13 protein-coding genes, 1 tRNA gene and 1 other annotated feature are annotated in these 15,157 nt (G+C 40.7%); of the genes, 2 read left to right on the forward strand and 12 right to left on the reverse strand.

All coding sequences use genetic code 11. The features are described 5' to 3' along the window. Positions 1–144: 144 nt before the first annotated feature. Positions 145–2,703, reverse strand: a complete 2,559-nt coding sequence (locus DAHG_RS20580) for an N-acetylmuramoyl-L-alanine amidase family protein (RefSeq protein WP_022938363.1) — start codon at positions 2,701–2,703, stop codon at positions 145–147. Between the two features lie 379 nt (positions 2,704–3,082). On the opposite strand from DAHG_RS20580, the gene DAHG_RS10775 reads away from it, so the two are divergent. Further along, positions 3,083–3,592: a helix-turn-helix domain-containing protein gene (locus DAHG_RS10775; protein ID WP_022938364.1), complete on the forward strand. Its 510-nt coding sequence runs from the start codon at positions 3,083–3,085 to the stop codon at positions 3,590–3,592. A 60-nt stretch (positions 3,593–3,652) separates the two neighbouring features. On the opposite strand, the gene DAHG_RS10780 is transcribed toward DAHG_RS10775, so the two are convergent. The 8 genes from DAHG_RS10780 to DAHG_RS10815 all read right to left on the reverse strand — a co-directional run bounded on the left by DAHG_RS10780 (position 3,653) and on the right by DAHG_RS10815 (position 10,171). Next, on the reverse strand, positions 3,653–4,765 hold the full coding sequence (locus DAHG_RS10780; RefSeq protein ID WP_022938365.1) for an anti-sigma factor domain-containing protein: 1,113 nt from the start codon (positions 4,763–4,765) through the stop codon (positions 3,653–3,655). A gap of 14 nt (positions 4,766–4,779) precedes the next feature. Beyond that, entirely contained in the window at positions 4,780–5,484 is a 705-nt protein-coding gene (locus DAHG_RS10785) for a hypothetical protein (RefSeq protein WP_022938366.1), read from the reverse strand. Between the two features lie 52 nt (positions 5,485–5,536). Further along, entirely contained in the window at positions 5,537–6,055 is a 519-nt protein-coding gene (locus DAHG_RS10790; RefSeq protein ID WP_022938367.1) for a nucleoside-triphosphatase, read from the reverse strand. After that, positions 6,048–6,935, reverse strand: coding sequence for a molybdopterin-guanine dinucleotide biosynthesis protein B (gene mobB / locus DAHG_RS19390; RefSeq protein WP_022938368.1), 888 nt, complete (start codon positions 6,933–6,935; stop codon positions 6,048–6,050). Before mobB ends, DAHG_RS10790 begins: the two co-directional genes overlap by 8 nt. Beyond that, the gene (locus DAHG_RS10800; RefSeq protein ID WP_022938369.1) at positions 6,932–7,249 is read right to left on the reverse strand and encodes a hypothetical protein; all 318 of its coding nucleotides are present in this window, start codon (positions 7,247–7,249) and stop codon (positions 6,932–6,934) included. The genes mobB and DAHG_RS10800 overlap by 4 nt, the downstream gene beginning before the upstream one ends. Next, positions 7,242–7,994 carry an alkaline phosphatase family protein gene (locus DAHG_RS10805; RefSeq protein ID WP_161650523.1) on the reverse strand — a complete coding sequence of 251 codons (753 nt, stop codon included), beginning with the start codon at positions 7,992–7,994 and terminating at the stop codon, positions 7,242–7,244. The genes DAHG_RS10800 and DAHG_RS10805 overlap by 8 nt, the downstream gene beginning before the upstream one ends. Positions 7,995–8,081: 87 nt before the next feature. Further along, positions 8,082–9,149: an iron-containing alcohol dehydrogenase family protein gene (locus DAHG_RS10810; protein ID WP_022938371.1), complete on the reverse strand. Its 1,068-nt coding sequence runs from the start codon at positions 9,147–9,149 to the stop codon at positions 8,082–8,084. A gap of 17 nt (positions 9,150–9,166) precedes the next feature. Beyond that, positions 9,167–10,171 carry a bile acid:sodium symporter family protein gene (locus DAHG_RS10815; protein WP_022938372.1) on the reverse strand — a complete coding sequence of 335 codons (1,005 nt, stop codon included), beginning with the start codon at positions 10,169–10,171 and terminating at the stop codon, positions 9,167–9,169. Positions 10,172–10,210: 39 nt separating this feature from the next. After that, positions 10,211–10,463 (reverse strand) — a binding site (T-box leader). 152 nt (positions 10,464–10,615) lie between these two features. Here DAHG_RS10815 and DAHG_RS10820 point away from each other — a divergent pair. Continuing rightward, positions 10,616–10,690, forward strand: a tRNA-Thr gene (locus DAHG_RS10820). 71 nt (positions 10,691–10,761) lie between these two features. Here DAHG_RS10820 and DAHG_RS10825 read toward each other — a convergent pair. The 3 genes from DAHG_RS10825 to DAHG_RS10835 form a co-directional block, all read right to left on the reverse strand. After that, positions 10,762–12,792, reverse strand: a complete 2,031-nt coding sequence (locus DAHG_RS10825; protein ID WP_022938373.1) for a serine hydrolase domain-containing protein — start codon at positions 12,790–12,792, stop codon at positions 10,762–10,764. A 171-nt stretch (positions 12,793–12,963) separates the two neighbouring features. Next, positions 12,964–13,680 (reverse strand): glucosamine-6-phosphate deaminase, encoded by a 717-nt coding sequence (locus tag DAHG_RS10830; RefSeq protein WP_022938374.1) that lies wholly within the window; start codon positions 13,678–13,680, stop codon positions 12,964–12,966. Next, positions 13,677–15,143, reverse strand: a complete 1,467-nt coding sequence (locus tag DAHG_RS10835; protein WP_022938375.1) for a glycoside hydrolase family 1 protein — start codon at positions 15,141–15,143, stop codon at positions 13,677–13,679. Before DAHG_RS10835 ends, DAHG_RS10830 begins: the two co-directional genes overlap by 4 nt. Positions 15,144–15,157 lie beyond the last annotated feature (14 nt).

Raw genomic sequence — 15,157 nt, forward strand, 5'->3', positions numbered from 1 at the left:
ATTTTTTTCTGATTTAAATGATAAGTCCTGTTATATCGCTTCATATTTATTAATGATACTGCTTGAAATTATACGTAGATTATAAAAGCAAGATCTTTGTGCGACCTTGCTTTCAAAATTTACACTATTATTCTTTAAATACTACTAATCAATTATATGTCCTTGATAATCAATATCTAAATATTTATTATCAATTGCACTATGAAAAAATAAATTATTTTTATCATAGGTTAATCCTTCAACAGAAGTAAGAACAGTATTGGGTTTCTCATACAAAATGCCAACATTTACTCTTGTAATTTCAGAATTTGTTATTTCTAATTCACCCTGATATATAATAGTAGGTGCAGAGTAACCTTCATCCGCTCTCTTAGTTGTATAAAATTTACTATTGCTAATTATTGTTTTTCCATATGCATAATTAAATTTACCACAAGCGCTATAATTACCATTAACTACAACATTATCTAAAACAGTATTAGTAGCATGTGAATATATGCCAGTAGCACCTATTACAGTTGATGTTTCAACATTTACAATAGCATTTTTAACTGTCAATGAATTATTTTCATCAACCATCTGAATTACACCTGCATTACCTATTGCAGAACTACTATATATACCGCCATCAATTTCAATAACACAACCTTTTGTTCCATAAATTGCCCACCCATTATCATTTTTGGCATTCACTTTAAATTCATTAGTAGCATCAACTGATATTTTTAATGTACTGCCACTACGAAAATTTTTCTCAGCATAGAAACAACCAATGACTGTTCCTGATCCTAATACTTCTAATTTTTTAGCTGGTGAAATTCTTAATGAACCTTTACCTTCATTTATTGTTATGGTTGTACCATTTATATCTAGAATAACATCCTCGTTAAATGTTGCATTTTCAGACAATGTAATATCATCAGTTAAAACGACCGTATCTCCCTGAATATAATCATTCAGCATTTTTTGAAATGAATCTTCTGTATCAACTTCATACTTAATATTATTCAAATAATATTCAACTTGACCAGTTACATTTTTACTATGAAGGCCGTTACTAGCATCTGAGATCACTTCTATCTGATCTGTACCTTTAGCCAATATAGTTGGAAGATTATTCTGACCATTAGGCTCTCTGAATTCAGATGTATTCACAACCTTAGCTTTAGTAACATCAAGGCTGCTCTTACCGCTTTCGCCAGTTAGTCTTGCTAGCTCAATACCGCTTGCTGTATTCCCTGATACATCAACTTTACCTTCCAACTGAACACTTGAACCATTAACTAATAAAGAAGTATCAGCGCCAGTCAATTTAATATTTTTCAAAATAACTTGGGCACTAAGATTATTGAAAGCAATAACATACGAATTCTCCTCATTTTGAGAAAGATAAGTAATCGCGTTGCCTTGACCGTCAATGGTAAATGACTTAACATCCTCTGGAATCATATCTTGATTAATGTTAATCTGTCTACCAGTGGTGAAATTTTTTCCAATTAATATTTCTCCGCCATCTGTTAATTCTTTTAAAGCAGCGATTAACTCAGCCTCATTCTTAACTCCCTTTTCAACAACTGGCGGCACATATCCTCCGCCGCCTGATGAACCACCAGTCGAAGGTTTATTTACTTCCGGTGCTTTTTCAACTTCATCAGCCTTATCTACATCTTTGATAATTGTATCTTTACCAGCTTCTACACCATCAGCATTGACTTCTACCTTATTGACAGTACCGTTGCCATCAATCTTTACTGGTGCATCTGCCGTTAATGTGCCTATGGTACTTCCTTTGGTTACTTCCACTTTAGTATCCTTTGCTGTCTCGGTAACGACTACATTCTTCACATCGGCATTTACCTTGATTTGAGTATCAGTTATTACTTCAAGGTTTTCAACCGGTGCCTGAATGTCTATACTTGCATAGGTGCGTGTCATTACTTCCTGTGTTGGTACTTCAATCTTAATTTCATCTTTGGTTGTTGATTGAACTTCAATTGTTTCTACTTCACCATTGAAATTCTTATCCGGTGTTACCAATGCTGTCTCTTCCAATACAATAGCCTTAACTTTCGTTTCACCGCTTAAAACAACTTCTGTATTTCTAGTCTGATTGCTGATAGTATCAACTGTCGAATCCTTTAGAACGACTTTTCCAGCTGTTTCATTATCACCTAATACAACTAGCTTCCCTTTGATGATTACTTTGCTTAACTCAATTTCTTTTGCGGCAGTCACATCCACATACAGATTCCCTTCAATAACTTCACCCGAAATTGCATTGGGGTCTGTCACAACTATCGAGTTGGATTCAGCTAACGGAATAGCTTTTCCATCGCTAGTTAATTCATAACCATCTTTAACATAGTCCTTTGCCATAACGCCGGTACCTTTAAGATAATAAAGAGAGCCATTATCTTCTACCCATGCATCCACCTGCATGACACCGGATTCACCCATGAAATACCAATGCTCATGAGATGCTATCCAGCCAGTCCGCATAATTCCATTTTCATCAAACGCATACCAACAATCACCATCTTCAAGCCAGCCAGTTGCTAATGAATTATCATTTTTAACATAAGACCATAAGCCATCATTATTAACCCATTGTGACTCAACTGCCTTAATTGGCAATGTCACTGAACAAAGCATTGCAGCTACAACTAAAGCAGTCACTGCTGACTTTGTTTTATTTGATTTCATTCCATTACCTCCCCAGGTTTTTTTGAATATGTCTTAAAAGGTATACCTTTTGAGACACTATATTTCTCTTCCATTATAGGCATTTTTATTGCATTCGTAAAGGTATAACGTCCGTTTTATGTAATTTCAAGGTTGTTTTTTACAACGATGTGAGTGTATTATAAGGTATACCTTTTAAGACGCTTTCCCTGTTAACGGTTTAGAAACGCTTCTAAACCGTTTTTAACAGATTAAACAGCATAAAAAAACAAAACAATCAAGAATTCTATGCAGCATTGAAACAGCCATGTATTTTCTTTATTGTTAACACACATTGCTTGTGGCAACGGTAAGTTTTGCCTACAATAGAAGTAACAACAAAAGAAAGGTGGTACCCTTGATGTTAAATAAAAACATTAAAACAATCAGAAAATCAAAAGGACTTTCACAGCAAGAGCTTGCAATTAAACTCAATGTTGTCCGTCAAACCATTTCTAAATGGGAGCAAGGTTTGTCAGTTCCCGATTCGGATATGCTGATTAATATATCAGAAGCACTTGAAACACCGGTTCACATATTGCTTGGAGAAACTGTGATAGAACCGGAGGCTGATGACATAAAAGCTATTTCTGAAAAGCTTACGATCATTAATTGCCAGCTTGCGCAAAGGAAAGAAACAAACCGGAAGATATTTCATTGGTTATTTATCCTGCTATGCGCTGGCATTATTCTCGTTTTTGCCCTTTTGATAAAAATGGACAGTCCATATTTACTTTGGAACTATAACAATCCTGAAACTGCCATATTAGGAGTTGCATTCCATGCTTTTGAATGGCTGTTTGTCAGATTAGCCCCTTTAATCCTCATAGGCGGAATCATCGGTGCACTTTCAACCAGAAAGAAGGCATAAAACTTTTTTACACAAAAAAAGACAGATATTGAACATTTATTTCAGCATCTGTCTTTTATATTATTTTTTTACTGCATCTGTATCTGATCCTGTCGCGCTGTCCGTGAGCGTCGACTCAGCCTTCAGCTTACTGTTGTCAGCCGGGCTTGCATCATTAACGCTCGCATCTGATTTGGTTGTATCACTCTTAGAGGCGTCACTTGGTGTTGCATCACTCGCTGAAGCATCTGATGATGTGGCATCCGATGGTGTCGCATCAAGATCTTTATTAATCTCATCCCAGGCATTTGTTGCCTCGTCTTTTTTCTGATTCTGGTAATCGTTTAGCTGATCATTAAAATTAACATCATCCGAAGTCGCCGTCGGTGTTGAACGGCGATACATCATGACAGTCATAATCGTCGAATCCTTCTCCTCCAGCAATTCCTCTTCACTCTTCACAGGTGCCGGCACTTCCTTGGCCTCGATCACTTTATTCAGATCCTTAACCGCCATATTCGCAGCCGCCTCCTGAGTCAGCGACGGATCAGCTTTCACTGCCTGCTTAATCAGTCTCAGCTTACCGGCCGATACACCTTTGCTCTGCGCTTCCAACCGCAGCATTTCATTTGTCTCTTCCCCAAGCACGACACCTAAAATGTGATTCTCTACAAAAAACTCATTAACCTTTAGATACAATCTTTCCTGCAGATTCAATGCCTTCAGCTCATTATCATTCACAACGGTAATCATGACGGCATTATCATCCTTATTCTTATCAATATATCCCATCTTTGTTACTTCATCAATAAAATTCTTCGTGGCCTCTTCAATCTTCTGACCTTTGTAATCAAGCCCCGCCAGTACCAGCTCACCATCCTTATTCGTCGCTGATACAGAAATCACTTCATCATACATATTGACAGTAAACTCAACGCCCGGATTCACATCCACAGCGACATATGAAACCGGAGTACGCTGGTTCGCTAAGAAATTAAATCCAAAAACACTGCCAAACATGATAAACAGCATACATAACGTAGCTGCAATCTTTAACTTTGAATCATCACCATACTGTATTTCATTGCCGACTTCCATGGATGGAGTGGCATTAATTTCATCGAATTGACCTTTTGTACTCATCACAATCGCCTTTTGATCATGAATTTCCATAATAATCCCTTTTTTGATCATTTTTCCACTCCTTTCTATTTTTTAAACGGCAAATATTCTTTTAATGTCTCTAAATCCGAATCCGCAAGAATGATCCCCGCTATTATATATTTACGATAGCTCTCGATCTTTTTTCGTGGTATTAAAAAATTTTTTTCAATTTCTTTTAAAGGCAGTGAATGATCATTCATTATTTTTTCTACTAATTCAGGACGTTCTAAAATCTTCTGAATCGCATTATTTACATAATGCCGAGTAATTAAATGCTTAGGTGAGCTTTTAACTAAATCCTGAAAGGTAATACTAAAAGCCTGAAGCTTTTCATTCAGTTCATTGATTTCCGCGATGCGGATTGACTGTTCATAGCTGTCAGCATAACGCTGAATCGCGTCTTCCTTTAATTCGTCGATTTCATCTTCCTCTTCATTATATAAACCAAACGACTTCTTATTTTCGCGGTAAAGCGATGATTTAAAATAATCAAGCAGTCTGGCTTTAATTACCATTTTCGCATACAGTAAAAAATTCCCTTTACCATTAAAACGGTCAATTGCCTCATTAAACGCCATTAAAGCGATAGAAAGTTCTTCGTCAACGCCATAAGTGACATAGCGATGTGCACATTCGGAAGTAAATGAAGCAATAAATGGCTTGTATTGAGAAATAAAGTCATTGCGCATAGTTTCATTCTGTTTGATTTCTTCAATGTCAAAGTTCACTTCAACGGCGGCATTTTGCAAACGAATCAACTCCTAACATATTTACATTACACTTTTTTATTTTTTTGTAAAGTCAGCCCCTGTACCACTGGCTGATCTTATCCACAGCCATGTCACGATCCGCTTCACTGATTTCAATGATTTCGCAATCATCACGCTCATTCAGCAGAGCTGACATTTTGCTTTCTTTTTTCTGTAAGACACCTAATACTCGATGATTGCTGTCTAACAGCTGTTTAATCGCAGCCTGAAAGTCAGGCGCGTTATCTTCCAGCTTACCTAATTCATCAATGATCACCAATTCAGCATCAGCGGCAACCGCGGCTTGTATTATTTTAACGCCAATTGTATCAAAAATACCCTCAACGCAGATATTACGGCGAACACCGGCACGAACGCTGATAATCACATCATTTTCTTCTTCATCCAAAGCCTCAAAGCTATGCAGCGCATAGCCGCGGATTCGTTCATTGATTATTACCGGCTGGGTCTGATAGCCGCTGAAATCTTGCTGCGCGATGCTTAGAAATTTTTTTATTGCACTGGACTTACCAACTTTTTTCTCCCCAGTCAAGAATAAATGTTTACTCATACTCATCCCCGGCATTCAGTTTGATTGAATGCACATTTTCCTTCACAAAAGAAGCCAGCAGCTGCTTGAGTTCAGCTTCTTGGCTATGACTCAGCTCAACCTTTTTACCATTTATTACAAGCTGCATCGGCAGATTGACTGCCGCCAGTGCGCGTTTCTTCAGCTCTGTTTCTTTAACCAGCTTATGACAGCCGCACTGACAGGGGCCGGTAGAAGCTGTAACGGCTCCCTGTACAAGTTTGACCTGAGCCGCTTGCTCACAAAGCTGGCAAACTGCCGCCTGACTCAGCGTACACAATTCCCGTTTTGCTTCCCCCTGAATAATGGCTCTGCCTAAAGCAACACAATCAGCTCCGCACGCACTGCAGATTTCTGAATCGACATTGGGCAGCCGGTCATAAACTTTTTCTTCAATCAAATCGACCAATTCTGTCAGCTGACTTAACGCGCTGTAAGCGGGCAGATTGCACACTTGATCATATTGATCGGCAATGCGGCCGCTGATTGCGAAGGTAAAGTCATTCATCCGCTCTTCAACCTCTTTCGGCTGATGCGCGCAGACAATTCTTGGCACCGGTGCTTCATAGTCACCTTCCAAAATCACATAATCACTATGACTGAGATTCAGCAGTTTATTATTATCAACCGCTTCCGGAATGATCAATGCCGTCTCCGTCTTACCCTTGGCAATTACTGAGCTTGCGCCGGCAGCTTTATGACGGGCGGTATTGCTTTTGGGATCATCAATGGAAAAGGTCGGACAAAAAATAGTTTTAATCGTTGATACCGTTTTACCGCGGCGGTTTAATTCACGGATAATTTGTTCAATAGTTGTCGTTTTACCGCTGGCGCGGATGCCTACAATACTAAATACTTTCATAACCCTTTCCTCCTTACTTCAATCGATACAAGATGCTTCAGCCAGCGGCTGCTTACATGATCTTTTGATGGAATGATTTGATAATCACCCTCGGTTTCACAAATTAAAATATGATGGGGCAGCAAGACCTCTTTGCCGCTTAGAAGCAGCTGCATGCCATCCTCACCCACACATAAGACCTGATCCCCTTCATCCAGATCACCAATATATTTGTATAATTCACAGCCATAGACCTCAATCTGACGCTCCGCCTTTCCCTGCGCGCGCTTTGATAGGCTATATAGCTGTTTTTCCGGCAGTTTAAACTTATTCATTTTCATTCACCCTTAGACCTATTGGTACAAGCATATCCGCTTCACAGAAGCTGCCATGCTCTCCCTTATCCCCATTAGCATGCTGACCATGATCGCTAATCAGCCAAATCATACCCTTTACATCACTCAACAGCTGTGAAAGCTGGCCATCAAGCCAAATCAGCTTATCAATAGCCTGTCTGCTCTGTGGGGAATAGTGATGACAGACATCGTCATAACCATGGATATGTACAAAAATAAAATCATAATCAAGATTTTCCCGCATGCATGATAAGACTGCCTGATCACTGTCTTTTTCATCTCTTGGATTCAGAAGTGCTGACTGCTGGGTATAAAGAATCGTTCTTTCACCCTCAATATAGACACAGCGCCCCGGATATTCATCAAAGATGGTGGAGAGCTTCAAGCTGCGGTCGGCATGACTTTTAATTTGATGCACAGAAGCATCGGCGCCGCTTAGCATGCTCGCTAAAGCCGTATTGGTAATCGGCGGCCAGCTGCTTAAAGCACAGGCTGTATTAAATGTAGAGAAATAAGGACATTGCGGCAGTGATGCTTTAAGCTGATGCCAGCCCAGACCATCAATATATAATACCAGCTGTTTCTTTTCAGAATATGACAGCCACATACTTTTCAATTCATCTAATCGCAGCAGTTTTTGGTCAATTTCACCAATTATCTCTTTTTCCTTGATCTGATCACTGATCTCACCGTCATGATAAATGATCCACCCTGACTTTTCCATGCCATCACCCTTTGCTGACATATTATAACACAGACCAGCACGCAATCAAATAAAAAAGCCGATCTGTATAACCCAGATCAGCACTGATTATGCGGTAAAGTCCTCTAGCTTTTCAATTGCCTGACGAAGATTTTCTTCCGTGACTTTAATTGCCGATACATTCACATCCGGCACCTGTGAAGCTCTTTTTAATACGCCGTCAAGATCTGCCATCGTGCAGTCAAGATCTGCAAGCCGCGTCGGCAGTTTAACACTTTGATAGAATGGCAGCAGCTTTTGCAGCTCATCAAGCTTATCATCCAGCATCAATTGAACTAATAATCCATAAGAAACAATTTCACCATGCAGATGCTTTTCTTCAACCTTTTTCAAGGTCGTAAAGCCATAGCACATCGCATGAGCTACCACACTGTTATAATCATTAATTACATAATTAGAAACAAGGCCGGTTGATACGATGATGGCCAGTACCGTTTCCTCTAAGGCCTTAGAATTTCGATTTGCCTGACAGTCAGCAAGCGCCGCCGCACCATAACGGACCAATGGATCACCGCACAATACAGATAATGTTACCCCCACATTATTCGCATGATCCAATTCACGGCCGCGGGAGCTGAATTCCGGTTCATAGCCCTTAGCTAACGTATCTCCAATGCCTGCCCAAAGATATACATCCGGTGCTTCCGCTATCACTTGTGTATTAATAAATGTATGATGCGCGGGCCGATCACGGTGATAGAGGTTTTTAAATACCCCGTTAGGTTCATACATCGCACAGACAGAAGTTACCGCCGCACACGTTCCCGCGATGGTTGGGAAATTAAACAGCTTTTTATTCATTTGATCACTTAAGACCTTGCATGTATCCAATGCCTTGCCGCCGCCAAAAGCAAAAATCATATCCGCTGCCTGTACCGCTGCGTTCTGTTTCAGCATTTCCACATTTTCATAAGCGGCTTCACCGCCATACCATAAAGTATCCAAAATCTCTATCGTACTGTCCTTTAAAGCTTCTTTCAACAGATGGCAGGCTTTAGCCAATGCCCGATGACCGCCGATACAGACTGCCTTATTGCCATAATCCTTGCAGATTTCTGCTGCTTCTTGATAAACATCCGTACCGACACTATAACTTGGTAAAAATACATTCGACATAATAGTTCCTCACTTTCTTAAGCCTTTGCCGCTTCGGCTTCTAATTCAGGCATCGCCTTTCTTGATTCCTGCTTCTCAAGCGGCATAGATGCGTATACATTAGCCAATACGGAGCCAGAAATCTGATGAGCTACAGTGGCTACCGCTGCCGGCAGCGCACATAAAGGATTGGCAAACTGTCCGGCCAAACCTACCGCAAGGCCTGAATTCTGTAAACCTACCTCAATCGAGATGGCTCTTTTCTTAGTCGTCTCTAAGCCAAGCAGCCGGGCAAACAGCCAGCCGACGCCAAAGCCCAGCCAGTTATGCAGACAAACCGCCGCAATCACCATTAAACCAGAAGTTATTAAACGCTGAGCATTCGGAGCCACACACATACCGACAATTGTCACAATGCTTAAGACGCTGACCATAACTAAGACTTTATCAAACTGCTTAACGGCATCCCCGGCTAACCGATGCACTAATACACCCGCCGCAATCGGTACTAATACGACCTGAACAATACTCAGCAGCATTGTCAGCATATTTACCTCAACCCATTGGCCCGCTAAAACATAAGTAAGCAAAGGGGTAAGCAGCGGCGCAAGCAAGGTCGATACCATTGTCATGCCAACTGATAACGGCACATCTCCCTTGGCTAAGTAGGTCATTACATTACTTGCCGTACCGCCGGGACAAGTTCCCAAAAGCACTAAGCCAACCGCTAACCCGCTGTCAAGATTTAATCCCTTGGCCAGCAGGAAGGCTCCCAGCGGCATAATCGTAAATTGAGCCAGACAGCCAATCAGCACATCCTTCGGTCTTGAAAAAACAATTTTGAAATCATTCAGCTCCAATGTCATGCCCATACCAAACATAATTACCCCTAATAAAACATTAGTCAGTGACTGCCCCGCTACCTTGATTTGAGCGACAGCCGTGAAGAAGGAAGGCTGAATCAGTGAAAAAGCCGCAACAGCCAATACGATCCATGCCATGTACTTCCCTAAAAAATCACTTAAACGGTTTACGAATTTCATTTACATTTCCTCCTGTAATAACAAAAAAAGGCTTTATCTCTAAGAGACAAAACCTTTGGTTCTGCGGTACCACTCCAATTACTGTCAAAGACAGTCACTCTTCTGACATCTCCGGAAAAATCCTTTTAATGCAGAACACCGTAACGAGTGTTAATCGTTCTAACTTACTTGAACCCTTTCAGCAGACTGTTCATGGGTGATTTTCCTAAACCTGACGCTCTCTGTTTTTCACCGGTCAACAGCTCTCTGTGCAGCGTCCTTGCTTAGTACTCTTCCCAATCATCACATTTGTTATGGTCTCTATTATACAGGAATGAAAACGATTGTCAACAACTTTATTGAATATTTTCAGAAAACAATTTATATTATTTTCTTATATTTTCATAAACTTTACATGAATAACTCTTGCAGTTTAGCCAATATTCACTATAATAATATTTAGCTGCCGTCTTAGCTCAGGGGTAGAGCAACTCCATGGTAAGGAGTAGGTCGGAGGTTCAATTCCTCTAGACGGCACCATTTAATTATATCATCAGCCAAAACGGCTGATTTTTTTTGCTTATTATTTAAAAAAACGGGGATATCCCCGTTTAATCTTTGATTTCTACTTTGAAACGCGCACCGGCATCACCCATAAACAAGATGTAACAGCCTGCTCCTAATGGGAAAGATTCCGGCTTGCTGTTCACTGAATTAAGCACAGCCATGCCTGTACTGTCATAAACTACATAGCCTGCATTCTCAGGTACTGTAATAGAAATGTTTTTGCCTTCATATTCAGGTCCGGCATAGTAATATTGATTATAACCCTTATCATTGATACGAACGCTGAAGCTGTCACGGTGAACTTCCTTGATTGCATCTTCACTGACAAACAGGTTATCATTTAACTTCATATATTCAATACCATCCTCTTTATAGAAAGAGATGATACCGACATCACGGCTGCCGCTCATTGGAATTTCAATTTCAGGAACCGCTGTATTCGCATCGATTACCCGATAACAAGATAAGTAATTGCCCTTTAATGCAACACTGGTTACCGGCAGAACGGTTGCGACTACCTGTGATGTATATTTATTTAGGATGCTCAGATAGCCTTTATCTTCACGAGCCGCCCATGCCTTTGCGACAGAGTCGCTCAATTCGGACAATTCAACTTTCTGAGCAAAATAGGAATGCTCATGAACACGTCCGATGCCCGGCAATTCAGAAGCACCGTTGACATTCAGATAGGTATTTCCGTTTTGTTCCATGAAATACATAGCCAAATTACCAGTAGGATCCACAAACTGTCCGTCACCGACATAAATCATTGTAGCTGCCTGCTCGTTGCCTTCAAGATAAGCATTTTTATAAGTAAGCAAACCATCATCACTTAAATCAACCCGATAAATACCACCGAAGTTAGCGTAATAACCTTCATATTTCTTCAAATCGCCATCCAGTGCTTTCTGAACCGGCTGACTTGGCACCGGCAATGTTTCCGCGCCTTTAATGATGCCTTTTTCATATAGACGATCCATTAACAGCTGAGTCGCTAATATCTGATCATACAAGCTGCTGCCGCCGGAAGAAGTTACTGCCGCTGCCATATTGTATTCAGGCAGAACAATCAATGAGCTATGCATTAAAAGTGTATCGCCGCCTTTAACACCCGCCTGGATGCCATAGCTGGCAAATGGATCAAGATTTACTGAATCCCAGCCCAGACCAAAATTAATAATATTCGGCTCATCCGCCAGCCACTGACCGCGCAGATATTCTTTCTGGAAGGTTGCCTTCTTGCTTTCCGCTGACAGCAATGAATTATTCTTCATATAAATCTGCGCAAATTTACAAAGCTCTTCAGCCGTAGAATAAATACCGCCGGTACCGATGATATTCGCGTTATCAACACCGTTGGCCAGCATTGGCGTATTTGGATAGTAAGTCTTCGCTACTAAAGAACGGTCAAAATCATCTAACGGTGTCTTAGTATGCGTTAAGCCTAAAGGCTCCGTAATATTTTTGCGGATATACTCAGTAAATGATTCACCGCTGACCTTTTCAATGACGATCTCCGCCAAGGTAAAGGAATCATTGCTGTAAACCGAATAAGCACCCGGATCAGCCTTTAATTCCTGTTCGCGCAGATCCTTTAAAAAGCTGTCATGCGCCTGGGTATCATTATCATTAAACAAAAAGCCATTCAGATATGTGCTGCCCATCAAACCTGATGAATGATTCAGCAGCATTCTGACCGTAATCTTACGGTAACGGCTGTCCTTCATTCTAAATTCAGGCACATAATCTTTGACAGGTTTATCCAGATCAATCTTGCCTTCATCCACTAATTTCATAATTGAAGCGGTCACAAACATTTTGCTTGTTGAGCCAATCGTATACATGTTATCCTTTGTCAATAATCGATTCTCGGATTTACTGTATACACCTGATGTACCGCTGGTGATGATTTCACCATTATCTATCAGCGCATACTGTAAACTCGTTACACCGTAATTTTGAATCAGCGTATCGGCCATTGTCTGAACGCTGTCTGAAGCAGCCTGAACATTCATACTGAACAATGAACTGAACGCTAAAACTCCGGCTAATAAAAAAGAGAGCGTTTTTTTCATATTTCCCTAATTCCTTTCTTTGTGACTATCATAGCACTATCCTCATTTTCTCACAATCTTTATGTCCAATTTGTCACATTTACAGAGTGATAACATCTTCAAAACATAGAAAAGGTTTGACCTACGCTTGTAAATCAAACCTTCTAACTGCTGATCGATGCATTCTTGTTTTTATAATGTCAGTTCGGATGCCGCCTCCGCGTCTAAGATTAAGATAAAATTAGGATGCAGCTGAAAGATTGAAGAGGGGCATTCAGCTGTAATTTCACCCCATAAAGCACGTTTTACGATTTCTGCTTTTGCCTTGCCGTTCACAATCATGACAATCTGTTTGCTGCGCATGATCGTCCGCGGGCCCATCGTCACATACGCATCAGGCATTTTATTTTCATCGCTCCCCGATAGGAATTTAATGCGATTATATAGGGTTGGATTCAAATCACAGGCAACCGCATGCGTATCATCATCAAAAGTACATGTATGCGGCAGATTACCGCAGAAATGACCGTCTTTGCCAAGCCCTAAAACAACATAATCGAGATAGCCGACAGCTGCCAAGGCTGCTTCACATTCCATATAATTCTTTTCATTCAGAATATGAATCTGCTTTTCATCAATATTGGCAGGTGTAAAGAATAAAGAACGCAGTGCCTGCATCGTTAACCCCTCATGCTCGCCCACCTGAGGAATTTCATCAAAGTTATAATACTGAACATGGCTGAAAGCCGGATTATCACAAACCAAAGGAACCAGATATTCATACATCTCTTTGGGTGTTGAACCGCCGGTGATCGCGATGTGGGCATCTGGCTGCATCATTGCCTGAAGCGTATAAGCGCAGGCAGCCTTGCCTACTTCTGCTTTATCCCTGCATCGTATTACTTTCATAACGATGTCTCATTTTCCTGGGCAATAAAATTCTTAAACCAAGTAAAGCTGTCTTTCTTATAACGTTTAAATGTACCCTTGCCTTCATCATCAGCATCTACATAGATAACGCCGTAACGCTTGCTCATCTCCACAGATCCGCATGATACTAAATCAATAATTCCCCACATCGTATAACCAAAAACATCCACGCCATCTTCAATAGCCTCTTTAATCGCCGCTGTGTGAGTGCGTAAATATTCGATTCGATAAGGATCATGCACACTGCCGTCAGCTTCTAAGACATCTACCGCGCCCAGACCATTTTCTGCTATAAACAATGGTTTCTGATAACGGTCATAGAGCTGATTTAAAGTGATCCGCAGACCAATTGGGTCCATCTGCCAGCCCCACTCACTGGATTTAAGATATGGATTCTTATTGGCAATAACCAAATTGCCGCCTGTCTTTTCCCAGTTTTCATCAGCCGTTGATACTTGCGTAAAATAATATGAGAAAGCTACAAAATCAACCGGATATTCAGCAAGCAGTTCTACGTCGCCTTCTGCCATCTGCAGCTTTACATTCTTCGCTTTAAAATAACGATTCATATAAGCCGGATATTTACCTCTGGCCATAACATCAGTATAGAACCAGTTAGTATATTGTTCATCATGCAGCTGTTCAAGATTATCTTCTGGTTTGCAGGTTGCCGGATAATGACAGAAACGGGCAATCATGCAGCCAATCTTAGAATTGGGCATCATTTCATGAGCCAGCTTAACCGTTAACGCATTCGCAACAAATTGATGATGCAGCGCCTGGAAAACATCGTTATCAAGATTCTCATGTTCTTCTTCAATCAGTGCCACCCCATTATAAGGATTGAACCGGCCGGCATTAATCTCATTAAACGGCAGCCAGTAATCAACATCGTCCTTGAAATTCTCAAATAATGTTTTCGCATACTTCAAATAGAAATCGATCATCTTTCGATTACTCCACGCGCCGTATTCCTTTACCAAATGCACCGGTACCGCATAATGCAGCATCGTCACAAAGACCTTGATGCCATACTTATGGCATTCATCAAAGATATTCTTATAATACTGCAGTCCCTCTTTGTTAGGTTCATCCTCATCGCCTAATGGAAATATACGCGCCCAGCTGATAGACAAACGATAGACATTCATTCCCATTTCCGCAAACAATGCGATATCTTCCTTATAATGATGATATTCATCACTGCCAAAGCGGAACGGATACGCGTTTACATCCTTACTTGCACAGCCCTGATTGAATTTCTCCGTTGTCATTTTTTTATATTTCCAGTCATTCTTCTGTTCTCTTGTCAGATGAAAATTACCCGGCCGGCAGTCTTGAGTATCTAACCCCTTGCCGCCTTCATTATATCCGCCCTCTACCTGTGAAGCAGCCGTCGCGCCGCCCCATAAAAAACTTTTTGGAAATCCTTTTACACTCATTGTAAATTCTCCTT

This window comes from Dielma fastidiosa, assembly GCF_000313565.1.
Taxonomy (GTDB): domain Bacteria; phylum Bacillota_I; class Bacilli_A; order Erysipelotrichales; family Erysipelotrichaceae; genus Dielma; species Dielma fastidiosa.